A 26,139-nucleotide genomic window follows, 5' to 3' on the forward strand; every position below is an offset into this window, starting at 1 on the left:
CCAATGCTAATTTTTGCACAAGTTTTTGTTACAATGGTCGATACAGTTGTAAGGGTGATGTAAGGAGGTCGCTATGACACCAGTAGGTATGGAGCCAGCAAAGCTTATCCCTGCCCAGCAGGTCAAGCCTCAAGCAAGTCAGAGTGAGGTAGGTAATACCTCGACTCCACTGAAAGTAGAACAAAATAAAGTCACACTTTCTGAAGAAGGTAAGGCACTACTTGCCGCTTTACAAGAGCTAGATAAAGAATCCAAAGTCGCTGAAAACGCGAATAAAACCGTTGGAGATAAGGTTGAGTCTTTTACTCATGGCGCTCTGGGTATTGATAAACCCGATGAGATTGCAAAGGAAGAAGATGGTGCCTATTCAGCGGGGCAATTTCTTTCCGCAGCGGCAACCGTAGGTGGAATATTACTGGCGTTAGTATAATTTCCCAACCTCTGAAGCCCTCTAACCCACTCTGATGATGTTATCTTCGGTGCGGTCACCTTATTTCTACTAAACTATTGCGTCTTAAAACTTAAAGAGCAGTCTATCCAACCTTGTCAGCAGAATCATCATTTATAGAAATGATATACGTCGATATGCACACAAATAGAACATTGAAATCAATATTTAATTAATAATTCATTGCTGACATAAATCTTAAATGTAACAGTGGTTTAATCTAGATACTTTTATTAACAAGGATAGATGATTAGATGAAGCACCTAACAAAACCTTTTCTCACTGCGATAGTCAGTTCTGTACTGTCTTTAGACGCACTTTCTGCACCAATTAAAAACGTTATTTTAATGATTGGCGATGGCATGGGGCCACAGCAAGTCGGTTTACTTGAAACCTATGCAAACAGAGCGCCCAATTCCATATATAAAGGGCAACCAACGTCACTATTCAAACTCGCTCAAGAAGGGGTAATTGGCTCTTCACTGACTCACCCAGAAGATGCTATCGTTGTTGACTCTGCTTGTTCTGCAACTATGCTCTCTACAGGGATCTATTCTGGCTCTGAAGTTATCGGGATCGACTCTCAAGGAAATCACGTCCAAACTGTGTTAGAAAAGGCGAAGGATTTAGGCAAATCAACCGGGTTGGTATCTGATACTCGGTTAACTCATGCCACACCAGCGTCTTTCGCTGCTCATCAAGCTCATCGTTCTTTAGAAAATGAAATTGCCGCAGATATGCTGAAAACAGGCGCTGATGTCATGCTTTCAGGAGGTCTTAGGCACTGGATTCCACAATCGACCAATAACAAAGGTAAAATATACGACCAGCTCAAAAACCTAACCCAAGGTGATATTTATCTCAAATCCAAACGTAAAGATGAACGTAATCTTTTAGTTGAAGCTCAGCAAGATGGTTACCAACTAGTATTCAACCGAGACGCGATGAAAAAAACGCCTAGTGGAAAATTGCTAGGCCTATTTTCATACTCAGGAATGGATGACGGTATCTCTTACAGTGCCAATAAATATGACCCTAAACGTACTCAGCCTAGCTTAAAAGAAATGACTGGCAAAGCTTTAGAAATACTGTCAGAGGATAAAGATGGTTTCTTTCTGATGGTTGAAGGCGGGCAAATAGACTGGGCAGCGCATAGTAATGATGCTGGAAATATGTTGCATGAAATGCTCAAGTTTGATGAAGCCATTGACACTGTTTATCAGTGGGCTAACGGTCGCAATGACACACTTATCATAGTAACAGCCGATCATGAAACTGGCTCTTTTGGCTTCAGTTATTCTTCTAAAAACCTTCCACAACCACAAAAGCGTGAGGGCGAAGCATTCTCAAGTAGGGATTATGCCCCAAACTTTAACTTTGGATCATTTGAACTACTCGACAAGTTGTATCAACAAAAAAAAAGCTATTACGGAATTGTAAGCGAATTTGAACAATTGGATAAAAGCCAGCAAACCGCCGCCATGTTTGCTGAAATTGTCAATACTAATACAGAATTTCCTATAACGTCTGCACAAGCTGAAAAAGTTTTAGCCAATAAGCCTAATCCATACCGTTTAGCGGGTCACTCGTACCTGTCTGCTGACAATATACCAGTAATCAACGACTTTGATGCCTTCTTCCCATACAACGATCGCGGTAATGTCCTTGCCAGGGAGCAAGCTGCCAGCCAAAACATTGTATGGGGAACAGGAACCCATACTCATACACCAGTAAACGTGTTTGCTTGGGGGCCTGCCGAAGCAATTATACCTGTATCAAAAATCATGCATCATTCTGAACTCGGTGAGTACATCAAAACTCAAGTAAAATAAGCTATACAAAACACATTAGGGTAATGCCAGTCAAACTGACTGGCATTACGTTAAATGCGCTTTATTTAATGATCAATGCCCAGGCATTCCGCCAACTTTCATTAGGTTTTCAATGACTGAATCTCGCCTTTGCTGGGGTTCAATGCTATCAGCATTAACACCACCTCCTTTATTAAAAGCGATCATATCATCTGTGGGATGTGCGCGACAGGCAGCAAAATGGACCACTCCCATATTGGGAACTAACAAAGATGAAAGTGTTCGAATGCTATTGAACATTACCCCACCGAGAAAAGCCGGATTATCAATGTGCCCTCCTAGCCCTTGGTGATCAAGTTCCCCAATATAGTGCTCTTTTATAGTTGCCCCTGGTCCTGCAACCTCTCGCACAGTGGGCACCTTATGTCTCCCCCACACTTCTGGACATGCTATCGCTCTAACATCTACATCGCGTAAAAAGGCCTGATCATAAGTATAAAAGTGAACACTCGTACCTTGGGGAATTTGAATATGCGTGTTGAGGGTTGTTTCACCGTGACCCAGAAAAACTATTTGCTTATCTCCGCGCCTTGAAGCTTGTTTCATGTTGGTAACTGTCGTTTTACTGATTGCCGTTGTTTTGCCTAGCATTAATGGCTTAGTCGGCGGGAGAGCTTTTTCATAAACCTTAGAGTTGCCAAGGTCGCTATTAAAATACACGCCGTATTCGTCGACAAGAGACTGCAGCGCTTTTTTGGTATTGGTATCCTTATCAAAAACCCTAAATGTGTATGAAGAGTGGCGATTTACCCAATACTTACAGGCATTATCGGCTGGCTTGAGATCTGTCGGTGCCTCTTCATTGATAGCTTCGACCAAAACATCTTTAATTTTCTTCAAATCGGTGAGTTTCACAATATCACTTTTAAGTTTAGGTAATCCAACCGTTTTCTTTCGACTACTTTTAGTACTAAGAATACAGCTATCAATCTCTCTCAAAACCAACTGTTTCGTAAACATAACTTTACCCCTCTTATCAAAGGCTTATTGACAAGAAAAAGTATAGAATCAATATTGAATATATGTGTATTTATAATCAAGTTAAGTTAACAGTATCAATATGTAACAAAGGTAATGTCTTTATTATTAAAATTATCATCATTAAATATTCACCAATATTAAATCCACAAGTCAACATATAATCAATATTAAACATTGACAAAGATCAAACCAAATATACATTTAGGTAATTCAAATAACACTAATTAATTATTTAAAAATTTTCAAAACAAAAAAATAATATACTGGTACGACCAGAATAAATAATTATATGCAATCGTTTACTTTTATTCTCCCTATGTAATAATCCTAAAAAGCACTTCAATATCAATGCCTTAAGTAACAATTAAGATTATAGATAAATATATTTTTAAAAGATCGGCTTATACAGATAAATAATATATAACGATATTTTCCATATTTAATCATTGAAAAGGTGAAATAACATGAAAGCTTATGTAATGGACGATAAAGGCAATCACTCCCTTCAAGAAAGACCGCAACCAACTTTAATTGATGACAGTGACGTTATAGTTAAAGTTGAGAAAACTACAATTTGCGGCACTGATCTTCATATATTAAGAGGTAACGTGTCTACATTTAAAAACGATACTATTCTTGGCCATGAAGGGGTTGGCATTGTAGAAGAGTGTGGTAGTCGTGTCAGCAAATTTAAGCCTGGGGATCGAGTTATCATTTCTTGTATTACTTCATGCGGTAGTTGCTCGATGTGCCAAAAGTCTCTATTTGGTCAGTGCCTAAATGGAGGCTGGATATTGGGAAATGAAATTGATGGATGCCAAGCTGAATATGTAAGAATTCCTTATGGTGATAATAGTTTATTTCATGCACCAGAAGATATAGATTCAGAATCATTAGTCTTCTTAAGCGATATTTTTCCAACTGGCTATGAAGTAGGGGTATTGGATGGAAAATTAAAACCAGCCGATTCTGTCGCCATCATAGGCTGTGGTCCAGTAGGTTTGGCTGCTTTAATGTCAGCTCAACTCTTTTCACCCAGTAAAATATACGCCATCGATAACAACCCTCACCGTTTAGAGGCAGCAAAACAGTTGGGCGCAACCCATACAATTAACAACTCAGAAAATACCGCTGTTCAACAGATCCTAGATATTACCGATGATATTGGAGTGGATGTTGTTATTGAAGCAATCGGAATTCCTGCGGGTTGGGACATGTCTCAGAAACTCGTCCGCCCAGGGGGCAATATCGCGGTTCTGGGTGTGCACGGAAAACCTGCAACAATTAACCTCGAAGATATGTGGAAGCGAAATTTCACCATGACTGCTGGGCTTGTACATACTTATACCACTCCCGCACTTATTAAACTAATTCGCGCCGGCCACTTACACCCAGAAAAACTATGTACCCACCATTTCGAGCTCAACGAAACCGAAAAGGCATACGATACCTTCATCAATGCAGAAAAGCATAACGCTCTAAAAGTGATGATCACTAACAGCTAGAAGCTTTGTGAACTCGAGAGACTCTTCTGGAGTTCACTTTTCCAACCAGAGATTTCTCTGTACAAGAGAAATAAGGAAAAGAGATGTATCAAATGTCTACTCAGACAGCATTAATTTTGTTGCTCTGTTTTTATGGGTTAACTTTTCTTGTTTCACTCACACTGGCAAGAAAAGAAGAGAATGTTGATGGCTATATGGTCTCCAATAATTCCATAGGGTTTGGTATGGCAGCAGCCAGTATGACAGCCACATGGATATGGGCAGCCTCTTTTTATGCTGCGGCCACTTCCGGGTATAAATACGGCTTATCAGGCGCGCTCCACTATGGCTTTTGGGGGGCTTTGATGATTTTCTTCATCTATCCATTTGGAAAAAGATTCAGACAAATCGCCCCAAAAGCGCATACCCTTGCAGAGATCATGCACGCTCGCCACGGCAGTGCCAGCCAGATGATCATGGCTGGCTCTAACATAGTTGGAAGCCTGATAAGTTTAACGGTAAATTTTACAGCCGCTGGTGCGCTGCTAGAAATACTGTCTCCATTGAGCTTTATCCATGGTGTCATTATTGCTGGAGTCGGCGTGCTCAGCTACACCATATGGTCTGGGTTCCGCTCTTCTGTCACAACTGATTTTGGTCAGGTGGTAGCAATGATCTTTGCAGCAGTAGTTATTATCCCGATTATATTTTTCCAACTTGGTGGAAGCAATTTATTTGAATCTGGAATGCAACTAATTACCAAGGAACAATCCAGCTTTTACTCAAAGACAGCAATACTAGAACAAGGTGCTCCCTACTTTGTCGCCGTCCTTGCCTATGCGATTGGAAACCAAACTATTGCCCAGCGCCTTTTTGCAGTAAGAGAAGATCTCTTAAAACCAACTTTTATTACCGCAACCTTTGGTTATGCCTCTATTGTTATAGGGCTCGGTATGTTGGGATTTCTCGCTCTCCTTGCTGGGATCACTCCTCAGGACGGTAATTACAACAATCTAATACCACAAATGGCGGCAACCTACCTTTCACCATTTTTAGTTGGTTTGTTTTTTATTATGGTTATTGGCTCACTTTCCTCGACAGCAGATTCTGATCTATCGGCGCTGTCAGCGCTCGTGATGACTGATATCTATGGTAAGCACTTGTCAAAAGGTAAAATCAAACCCAAAACCATGCTCTTTATTGGTCGTCTGACTATGGTTACAGCCACTTTTTCAGCCATGCTACTGGCATGTTTAAAGTTTGATATTTTGACCATGCTGGTCTTTGTCGGAGCCCTCTGGGGGGCGATAGTCTTCCCTGTGATAGCGAGCCTATATTGGGACCGAGTGAGTAATCTCGCCTTTACCAGTGCTGCCATTACCGGCTTTGGGATGTTTATCATTACTCGGTTTGAGTTCATCGAGCTGCAAGGATTAGCAGCCTTGTTCTTCGAGTGGATGGCATCTATGGGGGGAGGCGTTGTGATTGGTTTAATGGCATTTGGATTCTTTGGTTTTAGAGCAGCCTGTATCATTGGAGGCATTGCTTTTATTAGCATCGCACCTTTTGCTTTAGATTCACTACGTGATTACCCCGTATTGTTAAGTTCAATGACCGCTTATGGTGCCAGTACCCTAGTGTGCGTAGTGCTAAGCTTGAGATCTAAAGAGCACTTTGATTTCAATAGTATTGGTAATGATGTTGTTTCCTTTAATAAGGCAGACACACGCGGTAAAGAGCTAGAAGGAGTACCACAATGTCAAGTCTAGCATTAACTTTATATGTCCTAATTTGGCCTGTAATGGCGCTGAGCGTTATGGTGCTTTTGTGTGTCAGCCTCTATCGAGATATTCGCAAAGCTAAAAAAGAAGGTAAAGAACTAGTCTAGTGTCAATCTCAGGGCTCTTCGTACGGTGAGCCCTGATAACCAGATGCTTGGATGAAGATATTGCGCCAGCCTTTTATTTATCTCTACAAGTCAATATTTCATTGAACAGGCAGTTGTTAGGATTCAAAAAGCCTGAGCCTGTTCCAAACTCCAAAAAACAACCAATTGCCTAAAAACACAAAAAGATTAAAGCTGCATATAAATAAGTTGCTTATGAAAAAGCCAACATAAAAGTAAACACATTATTTTTTATATGCACCTGACATTCACACACCAAAATCGGAGCAACCAACACCACAAGCTTAACCAAAAAGATTTCAAATCATAAAATAGTGAGCAAGTACTTTTTGCATGTTCATTCCCTATCCATTCCTAACAATATTGATTTTAGAGGCATGTTAATGAAACAACATACACTTTATATCGCCGCACTTTGTCTTACTTCTCCCTTTGTCTCGGCGACCCAAAATACTGAATTACCCGAAAGCGGTGGAAACTCATTCTATCGCTCTATAGGTAAACTCAGTGGCAACATGACTTGTACATTATCTTTTGTACAATTTAGCGACAATATCAATGCACCAGCCACTTTCCTATCGAATGGGCACTGTAGCCAAAATGCTTTTAGCTCTTCAGCAAGCAACGATGTAACTGTCGGAAAAGCTGTAAACTACACGGCTAAATTTAACTACTTCCAAGACTCAATAGAGGCTGGAGAGACAATTTCAGTTGGCATTAATAAAGTCTTGTACTCAACGATGAAAGGGGTAGATATCTCAGTGTTATCGTCAGATCAAACTGTCGCTCAATTAATCGCACAAGGCTTAACACCCTATCGGATTTCCCAAGATTCGCTACCTTCTGAAACAGCCATAACCGTTGCTGGTGTTCCTATCGACGTAGGGGCATTACAGCTATCACATTGTGAATCTGGAGATACATTTAATGTGATTGAAGGCTATTGGCATTGGTATGACTTTAATGAGAATAACTGCCAAGGGATTTCTTCAGGGAGCTCAGGATCACCAGTATTCGATAACAATCAAAACATGGTCGGACTAATTAACACCACCACTAATACTGCTGTCGGAAAAACTTGCTACAGTGGCAATCCTTGCGCGGTTGATGGCGAAGGTGCTCACGTTAAGAAAAACAAGAATTACGTTGTTCCTATTCAAGACCTAAAGCAATGCTTCAATTCAAGCGGAACCTTTGCATTAAATAGTCCAGGCTGTCCATTACCTAAGTCCAGCAACATCAATATCGCTAACTACCCTTACATATTCAGTGGTGAGAACTCTAGGTATAAACAGTGGAAATTCACCGTCAACAGCGAAAGTAAAATACGCTATAAAAACATCTTATTATCTGATAACACTCAAACTTGTCAGGATCTTTCTGGCTACAGCGCTCCAATAGACGCAAGCCAAGTCAACTTCAGCGAAACCAAGATAGATATCAACAAAGAAGGCATTCATCAATACTGCATCATAGGGGAAAATGATAATGCATCTGCACCAAATGTAGTCCAAGTCCAAGTCGATAATACAGCCCCTTCAACCAAGCCGATACTTAACGTGACACCTATTGGCTTTGAACCTATCTTTATGGTTCCTGAGTATTCTGATTACTGGCTAGCTTGGGGTAACCCAGACGAGATTGACTGTGATGATGCTCGTTATATTCAATATAGAAGAAACCCTATCCGTATCCAATCAGTACCACTAAAAGTTTGTGTGTATGGATTTGATGCGGCAGGAAACCAAAGTCCAAACTTTGATTACCTTATCGAGAGTCCATTTTAACTATATTATCGACTAATTAAGTCAACGAATAACCACCCCTCTGTACCATTTTAGGGGTGGTCATTTATAAAGGGCAACGCTGCTCAAGTATAGGATTAGATGACTGCTGCGCTGCACTTATCCGTTTACCAATTTCACATTCAACGTTTGTCATAGGATATTGACTATCCCAAGCATTCATAAGCTTACGTTGGGAGCCACTCATCTGATAAATAGGATAAACAGCTTCCATGTAAAGGTAAGCCCTCGCTATCTTTCCTCGTGCATTCTCAGGTGGTTGTACTTTTTTAGCGTCAATTCTCATATCACAACTACCAAAACTTGATGTACTATTTGCCAACATAACAAAATTATAATTTTGTCTTTGTGCATTAACGCTACCAATTGCTGGATACAAGTTGAACATATCAGCCTGCATTAAACGATAATCCTTGCTCACTTTAGACGCACAATTGCGGCCTTTAAATGCCTTACCTTTACTGTCAACACAATCAGGATGTCCATCACGCCAAGCAGGGAAAGCTCGTCCAAAGTTCTCTGCTGGGACAATATGTTCAGCTTCCCATTTATTTAAACGTCCACGATATTTGTCAGTCGTAAAACCTTCTGGCAAAGTGACGTACTTGTTGATATTAAACGACGCATCACAATACAAAGTACGCTGAATCGCATCACCAACAAAGATCTCCTTCTGCATCAACTGTTTAGCCTTACTGAAAGACTCAATATGGGTATTCCCCAAAGCAAAAACTACGTGAGGAAGCAGCGCAAACCACAACACAACACATCTCGCTACTAACATCTGTTCGATAGCTCCAATTAATAAAAATCAAACATATCAATTACAAATTTACCATATGGAAGAATGAAGAGATATAGTAGGCCAGCCCAATATTATCCGATAAATTATCTGTTTGGAGAGAAATTACTGAAGAATTAAAGGTTGGCTACATAAAATGTTTTTCCAAGCTGAAAGTCTACTATTAAGGGAGATAGAATGGCCGTTTTTATGGCGCTTCATTGCTCTCCCAGTGAGTAGGTTGCTCAGCTTTTCCGTCATCACGAAAAGCCACTAGGAAAGGTAACTCGTCGGGAGAAACAACCATTTGTAGCCACACAGAGCGCTCTTTGATTAAGTCATCAAGCGCTTCACTTCTTGAAGATGGTGCATCATCAAGTATTGCTTGCCAAACACTTAAGTCTGGCGGGTTCATGATACTCCACTTACACTGCTTGAGTGGCTGTGTAGAATAGATTTTTAAAATCGTTTTTTTTGCTTTGTCGCTAAAATCTGGCTCTTGATAATTCCCCGAAACGTAACTCAACATTTTTTGCCAAGTCGTCATCTCTTGCTTTGCTTTCTCTATCTCTTGAGAACGCTCAGGCTCGGTTGCAAGCGAAGCTCCCCAGTCGGGTAACTTACCTTTCACCTTAGCCACATAAAAGCCAGGACCAATTTGTCCAGTTGGTGGTAAGCATTCCCTGCGCACTCCGGTGTTGATGATATTCACTGCTGACTTTTCACTAGTGCCATGATAACCAATAAAATACAGATCTTTTTTTGCATCATCTTCAGGCCGTGATTTTCTCTCTGGTGACTTTTTAGGTTCAGAGGCTCTCCTTTCACGGAGCACTCTCTCGCGATTTTCCGCCCAACGCTTTTCATCACTTGCGGTAAACGTCAATTCAGCTCTTCGTTCTAAACGTTGACGCTCTGCACGTTCTCTGGTGGTTTCTTGTCTTTGTTCGCTGGAATCGCCAGGTGAGGATTGATAACGCATATAAGTACACTGCCACTGTAAATAAAAAACACAGTAACAGTATTTTTGCCCGCTTAATGCTTTCACCATCACTAAGTGATAGATCACCTAATTAAAAGCACACTATCAATAGTAAAAAGCTCACAACGCTTAAGATCTGAACAGAAACTTAGGATTTATGATAAAAACCATAGTAAAAAAAATTATTTATTCGATAGATAAATAAAGAAAAACTATAACGATTTCAATATATAATCTTGCTAAATTGCTACACACATAGGCGTATTGGAAATAGGATCACGGAACACATTGGCTTTTAAGTCAAAAACATCACTAAGTAATGTCTGCGTCATCACCTCATCAGGCGAGCCTTCCTCTACAATTTCACCTTGCTTTAGCACCACTAGGTGATCGCAATAGCGGCACGCTTGATTGAGATCGTGTAACACCACAACCACAGTTTTACCCTTAGCATTCATCTGCTGAATCAGCTTCATTAGCTCAACCTGATGCGACATATCTAGGTACGTCGTTGGCTCATCAAACATCACAACATCTGTATCTTGCGCTACCACCATGGCAATCCATGCTCTTTGCCTTTGCCCTCCTGACAAAGAATCTACCGGCTTATCAGCAAATGCCAGCACGCCAGTATCACGCATGGCTTGTTCAACAATATCTTTATCAACTTGAGCCAGCCTTCCCCAATGAGAAACATAGGGAGAACGACCATATTCAACCAGTTTTCGAACAGTAATACCTTCAGGGTTCACCAGTATTTGTGGTAACAGGGATAAGGAACGAGCTAGAGCCTTATCGCCATAACTAGACAATATTTTGCCTTCAAGAAGTACTTCGCCTGACTTGGCCTTATTGATTCTGACAAGAGTTTTCAACAAGGTCGATTTACCACACCCATTTGGCCCGACTAAAGCGGTGATTTTTCCCTTGGGGATAGCAACAGACAGATTGGCAATAATGGTTTGTTTTCCATACGCGACAGAAAGGTTCTTGGTTTCAAGCATGCTTACCAACCTCGATAACGATAAAGAAGAAAAATAAAATAAGGTGCACCAATCACAGAGGTAAGTACCCCTGCAGGTAGTTCAATCGGCGGTTGTAAACCTCTAGCGAGACCATCGGCACATGTGACTAAAATAGCGCCTAGCAGCGCGGAAGCAGGGATCAACATTTTATGATCGTGTCCAAACAACAGGCGAGCTAAATGCGGCGCAAGTAACCCGACAAAGCTGATGGTTCCAGCCACAGAAACGCTAATGCTGGCCAGTAAAACCGCAGCCAGAAGTGCAAAAGTCTGAACTTTCTTTGGGGTTGTTCCAAGCGTGGTTGCACTTTCTTCGCCAAGTCCCATGACATCTAAACGCCACGCTAGCCAAAAAGCAAACGGCAGCAGTATGGATAAGGCCCCCCAAATAAAAGGCACTTGCTGCCAATTTCTTCCCCAAAGACTACCAGTGAGCCAAACCATTGCTGTATTAATTTCTAGAGGATTGGTGATAAGTAAAAAGTCGATCCCGCTTGCCAGAAACGCACTGACCGCAATACCAATGAGCGCAAGTTTTGCCGGCGTTGGTTGCGACCACCAAGCCAATAATGCAATCAGCCCCGCAGCCAAAATGCCACCCAACATGGCAACCAAAGGCAAGATATTCACTGGCGCACTTGGAAACAGAACTAAGCAAATTGTGGCCGCAAGACCCGCTCCAGCACTAATACCCATCAGGTCAGGAGAAGCCAAGGGGTTGCGTATCACTCCTTGCACCAACACGCCAGAGAGCCCAAGACCAGCGCCGACACTAATCGCCAGAAGAGCGCGTGGCAATCGGTACTGATGAATCACAAAGTCATCGCTCGACAATGCAAGCAAATGTTCAATGACTTGTGACACGCTCAGCGATGCAGCGCCCACAAATAGACCTGTGGATGCTACCAACATAAGTAGGCCAAATAAGAAAAATAGCTTTGTCCTGTGATGCATCAGGCTCTCCTCATCGCAAGCAAAATAAAGCACGGCGTGCCAATTAAAGCAGTGATCACTCCTACAGGGGTTTCGGTCGGAAAAGCAATGGCCCTTGATATCGCATCTGACCATGCCACAAGAGCCGCGCCAGCAAGCGCTGAAATAGGGATCAACAAATGATAGTTGTGGCCAATAATCGGCCGAATTAAATGAGGGACTAACAAGCCAACAAAACCAATTGGGCCAGCAATGGCAACGCTTGAACCAGCTAACAATACAATCGCGGCTCCACTTAACACGCGAGTGAGCCAGATATTACTCCCTAAGCCAATCGCGACTTCATCTCCCAACGCCAACACATTGAGATTACGGGCAAGGACAATTGCTAATATCAACCCAACCAAAACTGGCGGCCAAAGCTGCTGCCATTGATTATTGTCTACGGTCGATAAGGATCCAGTCAGCCAATGTAATACGCTATAAGCCATATCATCGCCAAGGATTAATGCCGCTCGTGTAATGCCAACAAGAAGCGCGCTAATTGCAATGCCAGCTAACACTAGACGTAAAGGATGAGAGCGAGCAGAGAAAAAGCCGCCAAGAAACATCACTGTAATAGTACTTAGCAAAGCGCCACAAACGGCATTAATAATAGGGTTTAGCTCAGAAAGGATGGGCAGACCAACAGACGCAAGCGCCATAAAACATGCGGCGCCTGCGTTAATACCAAGAATTGAAGGAGACGCTAAAGGGTTTCGGGTTAAACCTTGCATCAGAAGGCCTGACACAGCAAGGCCTGCGCCAATTAATAGCCCAGCATAAGCCCTTGGCGCTCTGAGCGTGGCTAATATCTGGTGCGTCATATTAGCTTCATCATACGCAAACCAATAATCAATCAAGTCGGAAGCGGTCAGTGTAAAGCTCGACCAGCCAAGCATAGAGGCAATATAGCCACAAAAGGCCAAACTCGATACCAATCCGACCAACAAAATGACTCGCCAAGCAAAACTCAGCGAGCGTTTATGCTTAACATCAAGCCCGCGGTTTAACAGCACCCCAGTACTCATGAGGGGTCCAAAATCTGCTCAAGGTCTGTAGCCATTTGCTCAGCGGCCAACATGCCCCTATTTAGTGACCAAAGCTCAGGTGACACTTCAACAACGCGTTTATTTTTTGCCGATGTTAGTAGAGTAAACAGTGGGTTTTTCTGCCAATCATTAATCACATTAGGATGAGAATAAGCTCCCAACAGTAGCCAATCTGGATTGGTTTTTAGCAAGAGTTCAAAACTGGTCGGCAGGTACGCTTTGTTGGTTTGCTCTTTGATAGGACTTGAAATCCCTAATGTTGTCAGCACGCCACCGGCATAAGAGGCTGGGCTATGTAGCCACATACCTTTATCTGACACCACGGCAAATTGAATAGTTTGCTTGAGAGAAAAATACCCCTTAAATTCCGCCATAGTTTGCTGGTGACGCTCAATTCTTTGCTCCATGGCAGACTGCTTATCAAGCGCTACGCCAATTTTGCGTGCCGACTCCAAATTCTCTTGGTAGGTTTCGCCACGACTCTTAAGCAGTAGTGTAGGCGCGATTCGTTGCAAATCTTTTAAAACCGTGCGGTGGCGCTCAGCATCGGCAATGATCAAATCCGGCTTTAAAACCGCAATTGCTTCTAAACTTGGTTGAGCGCGCATACCCACGGATTTCCATGGTTTGATGAGCTTGCGCACCGCAGGAATCACCCGAGAAGCGTCGTTATCATCGGCAACGCCGACAGGTGACACGCCCACCGCAGCCAATGCATCGACAAAAGAGAACTCCAACACCACAACTCGCTGCGGCGTGGTATCAATTTCAAACACGCCTTGCTCATCTTGTATGGTTCTAGGGCTAGCTGAAGTTGTAAAAGAAGATAAAGTAACCAGCAACATAGCCATAACAGATCCTAATGGCTTATGTAGCAGCATCCCAGCCAAAGGCCGAAATGAGTTTAGAAACAATCGATGCGGTAACAAACGTCGAGCGTGGTTATTCATAGCTAACTTTCCTTTAACGCTAAAACCATCAAAGTCGCCAAGAGTATTGGCGACTGTATATTTGTCAACAGTTTCAGAATTTTAAATGTTAAAACTGGTAATTAAGATCCAAAATATAGGTTCGACCTGGTGCTGGATAACGCCCTATTGGGCTAGTATCAATGCCTCGGAAATAATAATCTTCATCAAACAGGTTATTGACACCAAGGTTCATCCGCAGTTTGCTGTTTTCATCCTTATACAAGTCAGAACCTATATTCAAGTTCCACACCATATAGGCAGGGATTTTACCCGCTTTGCCGATGGAATCTTCTTGGCTGATGTTTGCGTTTTCCGAATATGCATCACTGAAGTAGTAACCAGACAGGGTCGCCTCTAACTTGCTAAAGGTGTAAGTGGCATCCCAGTTAAGCTGGTGTTTAGAGGTATACTCAAGCTGATTCCCTTTTTTATAGCCTTTAACAATGTTTTCTTCCTCCAACGTCGCATCTAAGTAGGTATAACCACCGCCTAAGCTTAAAGCAGGCAGAGATTCAGGAACATAGCGCCCTGAAAGCTCAATCCCTTGATGAAGCGTCTTACCCACATTGTCGAAGTATTGAGTGGTGGGATTCCATACCAACTGATCTTTAAAATCAATTCGATAAAGCGCAACATTAAAACTGGTGGAATCTTGGGTATAGCGAGCGCCTAACTCATAGTTCCAAGCAAGCTCACTGCCCTCTTCGCCTTTGCCACGAATATAGGCGATTTGCGGCGCACGCAAAGACTTTTGCGCATTGCTATAGGCGACCCACTGCTCGGTAAGGTTGTACGCAAGCGTTAAGCCAGGTAACCACTCAGTGACTTTGTTATCTGTAGTTGTCGCTTCGCCAAAATCATTAAATGTCATATTGACGAACTCATAACGAATGCCTGGCGTAACTTTGAATCTATCGTTAAATAAGCCAATTTCATTACTGACGTAACCCGCATACGCGTCAGTGTCTGAATGCCAATCACGAGGTACCGTTGTTGAACCGTCAGCGATTGAAGTATGGGTCAATTTATAATCAATATCTTCGTTTACGTAACGGGCGCCAAGGATCCAATTTTGCGTTACACTTGGGCCTGCAACGTAAATGGCCAACTTAGGCTCAATGCCATAAACTTCAAACTGACGCGGTGAAGTACGGATATGGGTTGAAGGTTGTGATGGGTCAGCCCAGTCGTCAGCAAGTTCACTAAAACCCCACTGGAAAAAGCGATCCGAATTGTGACCAAAAGTCAGTATCTCTAACTCAGCGCCGTCTGCAATGGCGAGATCATGCAAATACTTAAGGCTCCAACGTGTGGACTCCCCTTGATATTCATCATATGGACGCTTGGATTGGGTGCGATCATCGTCATAATCGGCTGGCGCTAAAGCGCCTGGCATTTGGGTGTCAGCATCATAGCGCTGAACGAAGGCTTGCAATTCTTGAGTATCGCTTAGTAGCCACTGCAACTTGGCTTGGAAGTTAGTTACATCGGTATCTGAGTGCTCTCGAAAGCTTTCACCGGTTAAGAAGTTACCTTCCACTTGAAGCGCAAGCGTATCACTTAGCCAACCTCCTGTGCGCAGATATACATCGTTCAGTGGCTTGTCGCCATCTTCAAAAACAGTCAAACGGTTACTGATTTCCGTTTGCCATTGATGTGGAATGGGTTTGGTCACTAAGTTGATCACGCCGCCGACATTATTGGGACCGAATTGTACCGCCGCGCCGCCGCGCACAATGTCTATTCTATCAAGCGTTGCCATCGTGGCTGGGAAAATAGATTGCCCTGTATGGGCATAGGGAGCCAGAGTCAGGGGTACGCCATCCATAAGAAACTGTGCATGACCACTTCGGCTGGCCTTCAAGCCACGAACCGAGATATTAGGTAGTACACCTGTGCCTGTCTCGTCTTGAACTTTAATTCCTGGAACACTTTGCAGCGCCGAGTCAATCGATAATGCGGACGTTTTCTTAATTTGATCTTGAGTCAAAATGTTGCGAGCACCAGGATATTCTTTCACATCCTCTAGCTCAGAGTGGCCGATCAAACTGCCCGTTACAACAAGGGTTTCCACCTCGCTAGTTTGAGTGTCATTGGCAGCAATGGCACTCATAGAAGTCACTGAAGCGATGGCGGTTGCCAGCACGCTTAGGCGCAGCGTCTGCTGCGCTTGTTTTGGTGCTGATGTCTGAGGTTTACTATCCAAGTTCTGATTAAACATGGAAATCTCCTTTAAAGGCAAAATAGGACCAAGATCTAGACATTGATCCCATGGGCTAAATAGCCTCAAGTTGAGGCAAAAAATTCGCTAATATGCTGAGAAAAAATTAGAATTGATATCCGTAGCTGAGCATAAATTCTGCTGGGGCTCCGTAACCCACTTGGTTTAAGCCACTTGTACCATCTGTCGCGCCGATAATGTATTTCTCATCAAACACGTTATAAGCATTGGCTTGAATCTTATGGCGACCCGTTGTGTACGCTGCCATCAAATCAACTGTGGTATAGTCACCCAATGCAACCGCTTCGTTATCACCAGCATAACGATCGCCAACATATTTCACGCCACCACCCATACGCCAGTTGTCATCAAACTGATAGCTACTCCAAAGTGAGAACAAGTGATCGGACACATCGTTGGGCTTTTTGCCGGTTGCTTTGACTTCGGCATCCAGATAGCTGTAGCCGACAGAGACATCCCACTGCTTTGTGATTTGACCGCGCGCTTCAAGCTCAAAGCCTTGGTGGCGTTGGTCGATTTTGCTTGTCACATCACCGTTTGTATTGGTTTGAGGTCGCTCTTGATCAATTTGGAACACAGCGGCATTAAGCATCAAGGCATTATCGAGTAGATAAGCTTTTGCGCCGACTTCCTTAAGATCGGTTTGAAAGAATTCAGCTAATGTAGGCTTAATAAAAGTTCCCGCATAAGGCAATTGCCACGAACGGGCTAAAGTCGTATACACCGACATATCACTGCTAATGCGATAAACCAAACCACCACGATAACTGAACTTGTTATCTTCAAGATTCTCTTTTGCTGAGCCGACTTTTTGCTGCTCAAGCTTCATCGCGTCGTAGCGCACATTACCGATAACCGACAAGTCACCTAGGGTATACACATCCTGAAGATAAATACCTGACGTGGTGGTGGTATTATCACGTGCCGGAGCGAAACCGGGATCGGGTGTTGGCCCAGACAAAGGGTTATAAATATCTTTATTCGGTATACCTTCATCTTTTCCAAGCGTTAGATCGATATTAATCTGGTTGTAGTCGGCACCTATCATCATTTGGTTTGAGTGCGTTTCCCATACCAGTTCAGATTGCAGTGTTGCTGTGGTTCGAGGATCATAGCCAAAGTTATTGACAGTTTGAGAAACCTCATTCCCTGTTACCACTCCTTGGCGCGTTCCTTTTTGTTTCAGTTCTATATGGTTATAAGCGGCGCGATTTGTCCACGTCCACTCGCTGTTTAGCAGCCATTCATAATTCACTCCAAGACGCAGGCTATCTGACTCTTGGTAATCATTGGTTCCGCCGTAGAAAGTACTCTCAGCGACATCGACAGGTTTACCGTCTTTGGATGGAACGCCGCGATAAGGCACCAATTCTTGATGCGCGTATTCAATATCAAAGTCGATTGTGTGGCCGCCATTGGGCATGACTCGAATGGTCGGGGCAATAAAGAAATCTCTTGAATCAACATGATCGACATACGAATCGGCTTGTCGATGTTCTAAATTAATGCGGCCATTAACCTTATCCGAAAAAGTCATCGAACTATCCAGTTGACCTACAAACTGACTATTGCTGCCTACACTGCCCTTGACGCTTGTGAAGTTATCACCGTTTGCTCGCTTAGTAACCAAGTTGATAATGCCACCCGCAGAGCCGCGCCCATAAAGTGCGCCTGCTGGACCTTTGACCACTTCAACCCGTTCGATATTTGCAAGACTACGGTAGGACTGTAAAGTGCCATCATCACGCATGCCGTCGCGATACATATCATTAAGCGCATCAAAACCACGGATCACAAAATGATCTCGACTGCCTTCTCCCAGGGTATTATTGACCCCTGCGACACCATCCAGCGTATCGACTAAACGTACAGCGCCTCTGTCTTCCATCTCGGTTTGTGTTACCACTGAGACAGCTTGCGGAACATCTAACCAATCCACATCTGTTTTCGTCCCAGATTGAGGCATATTCTCAGCATATCCTTGGTACTGATGACCAATGACTTGCAAGGTTTCGTCTGCCATCTCTTGTTCTTGCGAAAAGGCGGTTGGTGCCACTGTAGCCAAGACTCCTCCAACAGCGAAAGCCAACGGGGACAAGGTCAGTCTTATGTTCATTTTTTATTCCGTTTTTTGTTTATACAACCACTACGATGCGAATGAAAACAAATCTCATTTATATTTGCAATATTTATTTTTTTATCTATAGTGACGAACAGTGCCTAAAAGCACACAAAACAATCAATAAAACAATAAATTATAAAACTCTCTTTCCTTTAGGCTCGAAAGAGACCATTTGAAAGCTAGTCGTGAGCAGACGACAACAACGTTTTAAAATTTAGGAACCCCCCATGAAATCTACGATTATTATCGTGACTCACGTCGTAAATGACGCCGTTACTCATGGCTTCGTACCGACAGCAAAAGCGATGGGTCTTGAGGTCATTTTGATCACAGATCACAAGCTCAAGCACCTAAAGTTTAGTGAAGATGACCAAGTATTTAGCCCTGATGAAATCCTTGAATGTGACGTATTTAATCCGCTAGAGCTTATCGAGACCATCGCGAACCAAGAGCTACAGCCAAATGCTATTTTCAGTAACAGCGATCACTTACAAACCTCTACGGCAATCTGCGCGCAATTTTTTGGCGTACCCGCCAAAGACTGGAAGGTGACGCTAAAAGCGAAGAACAAATATCTAACCCGCCAAGTGCTGAATGAAAAACTGTTACCAAATGTTGCAAGTCAATTGTTATATTCAGGTAGAGCACCTGCGTTAGATTTTCCCTTCCCAGTCGTTGCAAAGCCAAAAGAAGGGGTCGCGAGCATTGACGTTCAGCGTTGTAACTCCCAAAGCGAACTTGAAAGTTATTGTGAGCATTTCTGGCAAAAACACCCGACTAACCCAATCCTAGTAGAGGCTTTTCTTGAGGGTACGGTGATCTCGGTCGAGACTCTGGGCGACGGAAAAAGTATCACGGCTCTTGGTGGGTTTGATGTTGAACTCGCCGAACCGCCATTCTTTATTGAGACAGCAGCAACATGGAATGGCCCTCTTAGTGTTGAATTTAGAAACGAGTGCGTCAGACAGCTGCAGGAGTTTGGTGTAGGTTTGGGGGTTTGTCATAGCGAGTTCATCATCACAGAATCAGGCCCTGTATTGGTTGAAATCAATTATCGAAGTGTTGGCGACGGTAAAGAGTTTTTACTTGATAATCTCACCCAAGGGAATTGGTTCAGCACCATATTAAACCTTCATCTAGGAAAAGAGTTAGACAGTGAATTTCTGATGAATGGTAGTGCAAATGTCCATTACGTGGTAGCAGACCAAAGCGGCATAATTGAAGGCACCTCCACATCTTTTCTTGAGCGCGAAGACGATATTGTCATCCAGCAGCAAGTGCTAAAAAAAGTGGGGGAAAACTTTATACAAAGCTTCTCTAATAAAGATTATTTGGCAAGAATTTCCGTCGTTTCACCGTCTGGCGAAAACCTAGAACCGACACTGCAAAAAACCATTTCTCAATTTGATCTAAAAGCAGCGAGCGAGGTAACCGCATGAACAACAATGCTTCTTACTTAACTCAGCGCCTTATTGATACCTGCCTAAGAGAAGATTTATTTGGCATAGTTTCGCAAAGCAAGTTTATGACGCAGATCCCTAAAGGGGTCAATACCGCAACTCACTCTGTAGACCAGGTATGGGCAATATTCGATAGTTCGGATTTTACTCTCTACTTACCCGTCACAGCCAGCTATTACATGCAGCGCTGGGTATATAGCTCTCCTGCTGGGGAAGATGGCAAAGGATGGATTATCGAAAAAAGTGGTCAAATAGAGCATCAATACCACTATCAAGATTGGATTGCTTTGCTCAAAGCCTGTGCTCACGAAAGCTCCCATTCATTACTCGATAATTACTTACAAGAGCTTGAATGCGCTCAGCAACACAAGACTCTGTGTGATGATGCTTTCACGCAGCACTCTGAGTCTTTGATGCAGCCAATTTCCCAATTAGATAACTGGGGTCAGAAATTACTGCTCGCCGACCAAATTGCCTCTTACCTTGACCATCCCTACTATCCGACCGCTCGGGCTAAATTCGGTCTAAATGATGAAGATCTTGCGCAATACGCACCAGAGTTTGCCCAAACTTTTTCTTTGCGCTGGCTCGCCATTGACAAGTCACTCGTCAGCCTAACAAGTTCTCAGCCAGGATGCTGGCCGACCATGGAGCAAGTTGGCCTTCCAAGCGACTTTGCTTTAAGCCATGAGCTGTTTCCAGCTCACCCTTTAACACTGCAAAGCCTAGAGTCTTTGCCAGAAAGCATCATAGCTGCGCCAAATTCATACCTTGAGGTTACCCCAACGTTATCCGTGCGCACCGTGGTGGTGAATGAAGCGCCACATATTCACATTAAGGTGCCGCTCATCATGCGCTCATTGGGGACAAAAAACATTCGCCTTATCAAGCCATCGACGATTTATGATGGACACTGGTTTGAACGTTTACTCACTCATCTAGAGCAAAGCGATAATGATTTGCAAGGCTCGCTTTTTCACTGCAATGAAAAACATGGTGGGCATGTTGGCGAGGAAAAAAGTTTCGCCTACATAGTGCGAGAATACCCGCTCAATCATTCAACAGACAAAGCCCTTGTCCCTGTTGCCGCGCTCGCAAGTCCAATGCCGGATGGACGCCTGTTCTTAGAGCACCTCGCGCACCAATATTATAAGCAAGACACCTTAGCTTGGTTCAAAGATTATGTTGAGCTGTTATCTAAGGTTCATCTTACTTTATGGATTCGCTATGGCATTGCGTTGGAGTCTAACCAACAGAACGCCATCATTGCTTTTAATGACCAAGGTAAGATGACTTTAGCCATGAAAGACAATGACGCAGCGCGCATTTGGCCAGAGCGATTTAAAGCCTATGAGCAAGCCTCTCCTGTAAAGTGCGAGCAGCTTTTGGATCAACGTATCAAGGTCGACAATGAACTGGCGCTTGGTCAGATGTTCACCACGATTACATTACAGCTCGACATTGCCGCTATTATCGAAGCGATGGCCGCTAAAGGCATTGCAAGCTCGGCTTCCCTCTACAAGGTAGTCGCTGATAGCCTTTCCCAACAGCTTGAGCAGCTTAGTAGTCAGGGCCACAACATCAAGCTTGCTAAAGAGATACTGTTTGAGTCGCCATACTTGTACGCCAAGTACTTATTAAGCTCTGGCAGCTTGTTATCCAAACAAGCGTCGGGCGCTAGCGATATAAACAAGTTCTATGGATTATCCGCGCCTAACTTCTTGCTGCTTACTAGTGAAAAAGCACAAAAAGCTTACTTAGAGACCATAAAGGAAAGCGTGAGCTAATCCATCATGACCAAACTCATATATTGCGTACTGCTTTGCCACTTTATTGCGGCATTTTCAGCATTAGGAATGCCTTTGTTCTTGCCAATGGTATTACCCACCCTTGGCGCACACATTGACGCAAATTGGGCAGGTGCCCTATTTATTCTGCCTACCTTTTGCACGGCTTTGGCTGCACGATTTTGGGGGCAGTTTGCCGATAAATATGGCAGGCGACGCTCTCTATTGCGTGCTCAGCTTGGACTCGCAGCAGGGTTTGCTCTTTGTGGCTTGGCAGACAATCTAGCAATGTTTGTGTTTGGTCTTATTATTCAAGGAACCTTTGGCGGCACAATGGCGGCTTCTAATAGCTATTTGTCTAGCCAGATTAAAGATGCAAAAACTCTCGGAGCCTCTCTTAATAAGACTCAACTCTCTGCTCGCTTGGCGCTGATCATCGCACCAATTGGGCTGGGATGGAGTTTGTCAGAAACTAGCCCGCTCAGCGCATACCTTTGGCTATCTGTTCTGCCTTTAATTGCCATGGCAATTACTTTGACATTACCGGCAGATACTATCGCTAAGCCTAATGCCCTAGGCCAAGAAAAAGGTCAGCAACAAGATAACAAAAACGCTTCATTACGCTCTCTGTATTGGGTGTTCGTGGCGCAGTTTTGCTTTGCGTTTGCAATGGTTGTTACCTTCCCCTATTTCTCGCTTTTCGTGCAGCAGTACGGGGTGACAAATCAAGCATGGGTCGGCTTTCTGTATGCTCTTCCACATGGTGTCTATTTAGTTTTTACTGGCAAAGCACAGAGTTTATCTGAGTGGCTCAATCGTCATCATAAACTCAATACTTTGCTGCTTGGTTTTGGTTTGCTCTCGCTAGGTACTCTGATGCACATCATGCCTTACCAAGAGGTGTTGATCATCGCTCGTATTCTATTTGGATTGGGCATGGTCTGTTGCTATCAAGGATTACATAAAGCTTTAGCAGACCAAATCGACAGGCAACAAAGCGGTAAGATATTCTCACGCTTTGATGCAATGTCTAAATGGGGCGGAGTTGCAGCCGGGTTAAGCGCTTCTTTTATCTCGAGTTTGGGTTGGCTTGAGGTTCTTTTCTTACTTTCTAGTCTGGTCAGCGCTTGCACTGCGATAGCGCTGCTCATCCATTCAAAATTTGGACATCGACATGTTACACACACAACCATCTCCAACTGAGAACTTAACACAGAATATAGGCCTATTAGGTCATAAAAAAACTCAGCTCAATCATGAGAAAGCCCAGCTCAATACTATTATGAGCGTCGTAAATTGTTATCTGCGTGAATACGCCATACCAAATAAGCAGGTCAAGTGGGGCTTTAGCTCGTTCTCACTTCCACAGACATTGAAAAGAAGCTATAGCCCAAGTCAGCTCTTGGCGATCTGTCTTAATGAAGGCGAACTACTGGTATTACCCGTGGAATACATAAGCCAATTAGGCAAGGTAAAGCTGTCTGACAGACCTTGGTCTAAAACATCAGGGACAGGATGGTCTAAATTGGACGCAACCCAAACTCTGACTCTGCTTCTACAATACCTAACACAAGCATTAGTGATCCCATTTAATCACGATCTGATTGAGCAAATGGAAAACAGTTTGTTGATTACTGAACAATTCCTCAACTCGGAGCCTACCCACCAGCATCACAATCAATTTATCGCCTCAGAGCAATCATTGATTTGGGGGCACTCTTTCCACCCAACGCCAAAGAGCCGCTCCGGCGTCAGTATCGATGACTTGCTCATTTGCTCACCAGAAGTTGGCGCACAAGTCCCTTTGTACTGGTTTGAAGTAGAAAGCTCACTGCTTGACGTATTGCAGTCAGATAAGCGCAAAACTCCACAGACAATGCTGGACAAACTCGCTCCTGAAAAATGTCATGCCGAATCGACAGTGCTTTATCCATGCCACCCATGGGAAAGCTATACCATTTTACAAAACCCCGCCGTCAAACGTGCGATTGAACAAGGTAAAATTACTCCTCTAGGTTTAGGCGGTGAAAAACTCCTGCCAACGTCTTCAGTGCGTACGCTTTACCATCCTGATATGGACTGGTTTGCGAAATTTTCTATCAATGTGCGTTTAACCAACTGTGTGCGCAAAAATGCGTGGTATGAACTCGACAGTGCGGTTCAGTTGACCTCGATTTTGCGCTCGATAAAAGAGAGTGAGCAACTGCGCAATCCTGTGTTTAAGGTCATGACTGAACCTTACGCAACCACGCTAAATCTAGAATCCATCGCAGGGCTAGAACATGACGATGTAATAAAAGCTCGAGAATCATTCGGTATTTTGTACCGTGAAAACTTCACTCAAAGTGAAACGGATATCTTGGAGCCGACTTTAGCCGGAGCGCTTTTTGCCTACGACCGAGATGGTAATAGTTGCATCGCCACTGAGTTAAAACAAAAAGCAAAGGGAAACCAAAGCCAATACGAGGATGTCGCAACACTATGGTTCGAACGCTACTTGCACTGCTTAATTCCGGGCGTATTTAATTATTACTTTAAACACGGTGTGGCGTTTGAACCGCATTTACAAAATACACTCATTGGATTTGACAAAGGCATGCCTTGCTGTGTTTGGATTCGTGACTTAGAAGGCACAAAATTGCTTTCTGAGTTTTGGCCTGCAGACTCCTTAAACCAATTATCTGAACGTGCTCTACAATCGGTTTATTACAGCCGCGATCAAGGGTGGAATCGCATTGGTTATTGTACTTTTATCAATAACATAAGTGAGGCAGTATTCTTTATTTGTGAAGGTAACTCAAAACTTGAGCAGGCATTGTGGAGTATTTTGAGAGACGCCATCATATGCTGGCAGTCGATCAACGGCAAGCAACCAGAATTAGAAGCACTGCTCGATGGCGGATATTTCCCAAGTAAAAACAATTTTACCACTCGATTGATGCAAAACGCTGACAAAGAGTCGAGCTATACCCAAGTGTTAGCACCATGGACGACTCGAAACGAAGGTGAAAGCCATGATTAATTCTTTGCAACTTCCTTCATACATTGAACAAGAAATAAAGCAACTGGCCAAGCAACAGGAACAACCACTGTGTGCTTATCTCTATGACCTTAAAGCACTTGAAAATCACATCAAAGGTATGCGTCACGTACTGCCCAAAAACGTTGAGTTGTTTTATGCGGCCAAAGCGAATCCTTCTGAACCGATATTACGTACTCTAGCACCTTATGTTGACGGGTTTGAAGCTGCATCTGGCGGTGAGTTAAATCATCTTCACCAACAATTACTTAACAAGCCTCTGATCTTTGGTGGCCCTGGCAAAATGGTGAGCGAATTAGAACAAGCGATTAAACTGGATGTGGATGCGATTCATGTGGAAAGTATCACCGAATTACAACGTATTGGTGCCTTAACTCAGAAACTAAACCAAAGCGCGTCTATTTTTCTGCGCATGAACATCGACATTGGTGATATCACGCTCAGCAAATTGGCCATGGGAGGCAAACCAACACCATTTGGTTTAGATGAAGCCGAGCTAGATAACGCCATCATGTTGTTGCGTGATTATCCATTAATCCAATTAAAAGGCTTTCACTTCCACTTAATGTCGCATCAGTTGGATGTGAGCCGTCACTTAGCTTTGATGGGACGGTATTTTCAAGTTGTAAAAGGTTGGAAACAGAAATACTCACTCGATGAGCTCACCATCAACCTCGGTGGCGGTATGGGCATCAATTACCAAGACCCTCAGCAGCATTTTCCGTGGAGCGAGTTCTGCGACAAACTCGAATTTTTGATTGCCAAAGAACAAATGCAAAATTGGGTATTGCGTTTCGAGTGCGGACGTTATATCTCGGCGCCTTGCGGTTACTACGTAATGGAAGTACTGGATATTAAACAAAACCTTGGTGAAAACTTTGTCATCGCTCGTGGCGGTACCCACCATTTTCGCACACCCGCTGCCCAAAGCCATGACCATCCTTTTGTGATTCTAAACAATCAGCAGCGCCCACCGATTTCGAACCCAATCGGCCACACGACAGCGACTTTGGTCGGTCAGCTGTGTACGCCTAAAGATGTCCTCGCGCGCAATCAAGTCATAGAGCGCATCGACATCGGGGATTATGTGGTGTTCACTTTGGCAGGCGCTTACGCTTGGAACATCTCCCACCAAAACTTTTTAATGCACGAACCTCCCCTGTTTCATTACTTCTAAATTTGGGTGAATACACTCAAAAGAGATAGACGGA

At 43.5% G+C, this 26,139-nt stretch carries 20 protein-coding genes; 11 read left to right on the forward strand and 9 right to left on the reverse strand.

The window, feature by feature from the left end:
- Window positions 1-73: 73 nt before the first annotated feature.
- Complete coding sequence (locus tag KO511_RS01810; RefSeq protein ID WP_215985792.1) at window positions 74-430, forward strand: hypothetical protein; 357 nt, start codon at window positions 74-76, stop codon at window positions 428-430.
- A 272-nt stretch (window positions 431-702) separates the two neighbouring features.
- Window positions 703-2,280, forward strand: coding sequence for an alkaline phosphatase (locus KO511_RS01815; RefSeq protein ID WP_215985793.1), 1,578 nt, complete (start codon window positions 703-705; stop codon window positions 2,278-2,280).
- Window positions 2,281-2,352: 72 nt separating this feature from the next.
- Here the strand turns inward: KO511_RS01815 and KO511_RS01820 are convergent, their stop codons facing one another.
- Window positions 2,353-3,279 (reverse strand): putative adhesin, encoded by a 927-nt coding sequence (locus tag KO511_RS01820; protein WP_215985794.1) that lies wholly within the window; start codon window positions 3,277-3,279, stop codon window positions 2,353-2,355.
- Between the two features lie 485 nt (window positions 3,280-3,764).
- Between KO511_RS01820 and KO511_RS01825 the strand changes: the two genes are divergently transcribed.
- The 4 genes from KO511_RS01825 to KO511_RS01840 all read left to right on the forward strand — a co-directional run bounded on the left by KO511_RS01825 (window position 3,765) and on the right by KO511_RS01840 (window position 8,477).
- Window positions 3,765-4,805, forward strand: coding sequence for a zinc-dependent alcohol dehydrogenase family protein (locus tag KO511_RS01825; protein WP_215985795.1), 1,041 nt, complete (start codon window positions 3,765-3,767; stop codon window positions 4,803-4,805).
- An 83-nt stretch (window positions 4,806-4,888) separates the two neighbouring features.
- Window positions 4,889-6,553: a sodium:solute symporter family protein gene (locus tag KO511_RS01830; protein WP_215985796.1), complete on the forward strand. Its 1,665-nt coding sequence runs from the start codon at window positions 4,889-4,891 to the stop codon at window positions 6,551-6,553.
- A complete protein-coding gene (locus KO511_RS01835; RefSeq protein WP_215985797.1) occupies window positions 6,541-6,672 on the forward strand; it encodes a putative transporter small subunit in 132 nt (43 codons plus the stop codon). The genes KO511_RS01830 and KO511_RS01835 overlap by 13 nt, the downstream gene beginning before the upstream one ends.
- Before the next feature lie 401 nt (window positions 6,673-7,073).
- Window positions 7,074-8,477, forward strand: a complete 1,404-nt coding sequence (locus KO511_RS01840) for a hypothetical protein (protein WP_215985798.1) — start codon at window positions 7,074-7,076, stop codon at window positions 8,475-8,477.
- Window positions 8,478-8,541: 64 nt separating this feature from the next.
- Here the strand turns inward: KO511_RS01840 and KO511_RS01845 are convergent, their stop codons facing one another.
- From KO511_RS01845 to KO511_RS01885, 8 genes are all read right to left on the reverse strand, one after another.
- The gene (locus KO511_RS01845; protein WP_125322876.1) at window positions 8,542-9,279 is read right to left on the reverse strand and encodes an endonuclease; all 738 of its coding nucleotides are present in this window, start codon (window positions 9,277-9,279) and stop codon (window positions 8,542-8,544) included.
- Window positions 9,280-9,484: 205 nt separating this feature from the next.
- A complete protein-coding gene (locus KO511_RS01850) occupies window positions 9,485-10,258 on the reverse strand; it encodes a hypothetical protein (protein WP_252724206.1) in 774 nt (257 codons plus the stop codon).
- Between the two features lie 239 nt (window positions 10,259-10,497).
- Entirely contained in the window at window positions 10,498-11,262 is a 765-nt protein-coding gene (gene fecE / locus KO511_RS01860; protein WP_215985799.1) for a Fe(3+) dicitrate ABC transporter ATP-binding protein FecE, read from the reverse strand.
- A 2-nt stretch (window positions 11,263-11,264) separates the two neighbouring features.
- Window positions 11,265-12,236, reverse strand: coding sequence for a FecCD family ABC transporter permease (locus tag KO511_RS01865; protein ID WP_215985800.1), 972 nt, complete (start codon window positions 12,234-12,236; stop codon window positions 11,265-11,267).
- Window positions 12,236-13,156, reverse strand: a complete 921-nt coding sequence (locus KO511_RS01870) for a FecCD family ABC transporter permease (RefSeq protein WP_252724220.1) — start codon at window positions 13,154-13,156, stop codon at window positions 12,236-12,238. Before KO511_RS01870 ends, KO511_RS01865 begins: the two co-directional genes overlap by 1 nt.
- Before the next feature lie 125 nt (window positions 13,157-13,281).
- The gene (locus tag KO511_RS01875; RefSeq protein ID WP_252724221.1) at window positions 13,282-14,187 is read right to left on the reverse strand and encodes a Fe(3+) dicitrate ABC transporter substrate-binding protein; all 906 of its coding nucleotides are present in this window, start codon (window positions 14,185-14,187) and stop codon (window positions 13,282-13,284) included.
- A gap of 157 nt (window positions 14,188-14,344) precedes the next feature.
- Window positions 14,345-16,498: a TonB-dependent receptor family protein gene (locus KO511_RS01880; RefSeq protein WP_215985803.1), complete on the reverse strand. Its 2,154-nt coding sequence runs from the start codon at window positions 16,496-16,498 to the stop codon at window positions 14,345-14,347.
- Window positions 16,499-16,604: 106 nt separating this feature from the next.
- Window positions 16,605-18,635, reverse strand: a complete 2,031-nt coding sequence (locus KO511_RS01885; protein WP_215985804.1) for a TonB-dependent receptor — start codon at window positions 18,633-18,635, stop codon at window positions 16,605-16,607.
- Window positions 18,636-18,868: 233 nt separating this feature from the next.
- Here KO511_RS01885 and KO511_RS01890 point away from each other — a divergent pair, with 233 nt between their 5' ends.
- The 5 genes from KO511_RS01890 to KO511_RS01910 are packed head-to-tail and all read left to right on the forward strand — an operon-like array spanning window position 18,869 to window position 26,105.
- Entirely contained in the window at window positions 18,869-20,080 is a 1,212-nt protein-coding gene (locus KO511_RS01890) for an ATP-grasp domain-containing protein (protein ID WP_215985805.1), read from the forward strand.
- Complete coding sequence (locus KO511_RS01895; RefSeq protein ID WP_215985806.1) at window positions 20,077-21,888, forward strand: IucA/IucC family protein; 1,812 nt, start codon at window positions 20,077-20,079, stop codon at window positions 21,886-21,888. Before KO511_RS01890 ends, KO511_RS01895 begins: the two co-directional genes overlap by 4 nt.
- A gap of 6 nt (window positions 21,889-21,894) precedes the next feature.
- Entirely contained in the window at window positions 21,895-23,091 is a 1,197-nt protein-coding gene (locus KO511_RS01900; protein ID WP_215985807.1) for an MFS transporter, read from the forward strand.
- Window positions 23,063-24,910, forward strand: a complete 1,848-nt coding sequence (locus KO511_RS01905; RefSeq protein ID WP_215985808.1) for an IucA/IucC family protein — start codon at window positions 23,063-23,065, stop codon at window positions 24,908-24,910. The genes KO511_RS01900 and KO511_RS01905 overlap by 29 nt, the downstream gene beginning before the upstream one ends.
- Window positions 24,903-26,105: a type III PLP-dependent enzyme gene (locus KO511_RS01910; protein ID WP_215985809.1), complete on the forward strand. Its 1,203-nt coding sequence runs from the start codon at window positions 24,903-24,905 to the stop codon at window positions 26,103-26,105. Before KO511_RS01905 ends, KO511_RS01910 begins: the two co-directional genes overlap by 8 nt.
- Window positions 26,106-26,139: the final 34 nt, after the last annotated feature.

The organism is Vibrio hepatarius (genome assembly GCF_018860525.1).
GTDB classification, from domain to species: domain Bacteria; phylum Pseudomonadota; class Gammaproteobacteria; order Enterobacterales; family Vibrionaceae; genus Vibrio; species Vibrio hepatarius_B.

Coding starts and splice junctions, on each gene's coding strand:
- KO511_RS01810 (WP_215985792.1), top strand. CDS start 74: ATGACACCAGTAGGTATGGAGCCAGCAAAGCTTATCCCTGCCCAGCAG.
- KO511_RS01815 (WP_215985793.1), top strand. CDS start 703: ATGAAGCACCTAACAAAACCTTTTCTCACTGCGATAGTCAGTTCTGTA.
- KO511_RS01820 (WP_215985794.1), bottom strand. CDS start 3,279: ATGTTTACGAAACAGTTGGTTTTGAGAGAGATTGATAGCTGTATTCTT.
- KO511_RS01825 (WP_215985795.1), top strand. CDS start 3,765: ATGAAAGCTTATGTAATGGACGATAAAGGCAATCACTCCCTTCAAGAA.
- KO511_RS01830 (WP_215985796.1), top strand. CDS start 4,889: ATGTATCAAATGTCTACTCAGACAGCATTAATTTTGTTGCTCTGTTTT.
- KO511_RS01835 (WP_215985797.1), top strand. CDS start 6,541: ATGTCAAGTCTAGCATTAACTTTATATGTCCTAATTTGGCCTGTAATG.
- KO511_RS01840 (WP_215985798.1), top strand. CDS start 7,074: ATGAAACAACATACACTTTATATCGCCGCACTTTGTCTTACTTCTCCC.
- KO511_RS01845 (WP_125322876.1), bottom strand. CDS start 9,279: ATGTTAGTAGCGAGATGTGTTGTGTTGTGGTTTGCGCTGCTTCCTCAC.
- KO511_RS01850 (WP_252724206.1), bottom strand. CDS start 10,258: ATGCGTTATCAATCCTCACCTGGCGATTCCAGCGAACAAAGACAAGAA.
- fecE (WP_215985799.1), bottom strand. CDS start 11,262: ATGCTTGAAACCAAGAACCTTTCTGTCGCGTATGGAAAACAAACCATT.
- KO511_RS01865 (WP_215985800.1), bottom strand. CDS start 12,236: ATGCATCACAGGACAAAGCTATTTTTCTTATTTGGCCTACTTATGTTG.
- KO511_RS01870 (WP_252724220.1), bottom strand. CDS start 13,156: ATGCTTGGCTGGTCGAGCTTTACACTGACCGCTTCCGACTTGATTGAT.
- KO511_RS01875 (WP_252724221.1), bottom strand. CDS start 14,187: ATGCTGCTACATAAGCCATTAGGATCTGTTATGGCTATGTTGCTGGTT.
- KO511_RS01880 (WP_215985803.1), bottom strand. CDS start 16,498: ATGTTTAATCAGAACTTGGATAGTAAACCTCAGACATCAGCACCAAAA.
- KO511_RS01885 (WP_215985804.1), bottom strand. CDS start 18,635: ATGAACATAAGACTGACCTTGTCCCCGTTGGCTTTCGCTGTTGGAGGA.
- KO511_RS01890 (WP_215985805.1), top strand. CDS start 18,869: ATGAAATCTACGATTATTATCGTGACTCACGTCGTAAATGACGCCGTT.
- KO511_RS01895 (WP_215985806.1), top strand. CDS start 20,077: ATGAACAACAATGCTTCTTACTTAACTCAGCGCCTTATTGATACCTGC.
- KO511_RS01900 (WP_215985807.1), top strand. CDS start 21,895: ATGACCAAACTCATATATTGCGTACTGCTTTGCCACTTTATTGCGGCA.
- KO511_RS01905 (WP_215985808.1), top strand. CDS start 23,063: ATGTTACACACACAACCATCTCCAACTGAGAACTTAACACAGAATATA.
- KO511_RS01910 (WP_215985809.1), top strand. CDS start 24,903: ATGATTAATTCTTTGCAACTTCCTTCATACATTGAACAAGAAATAAAG.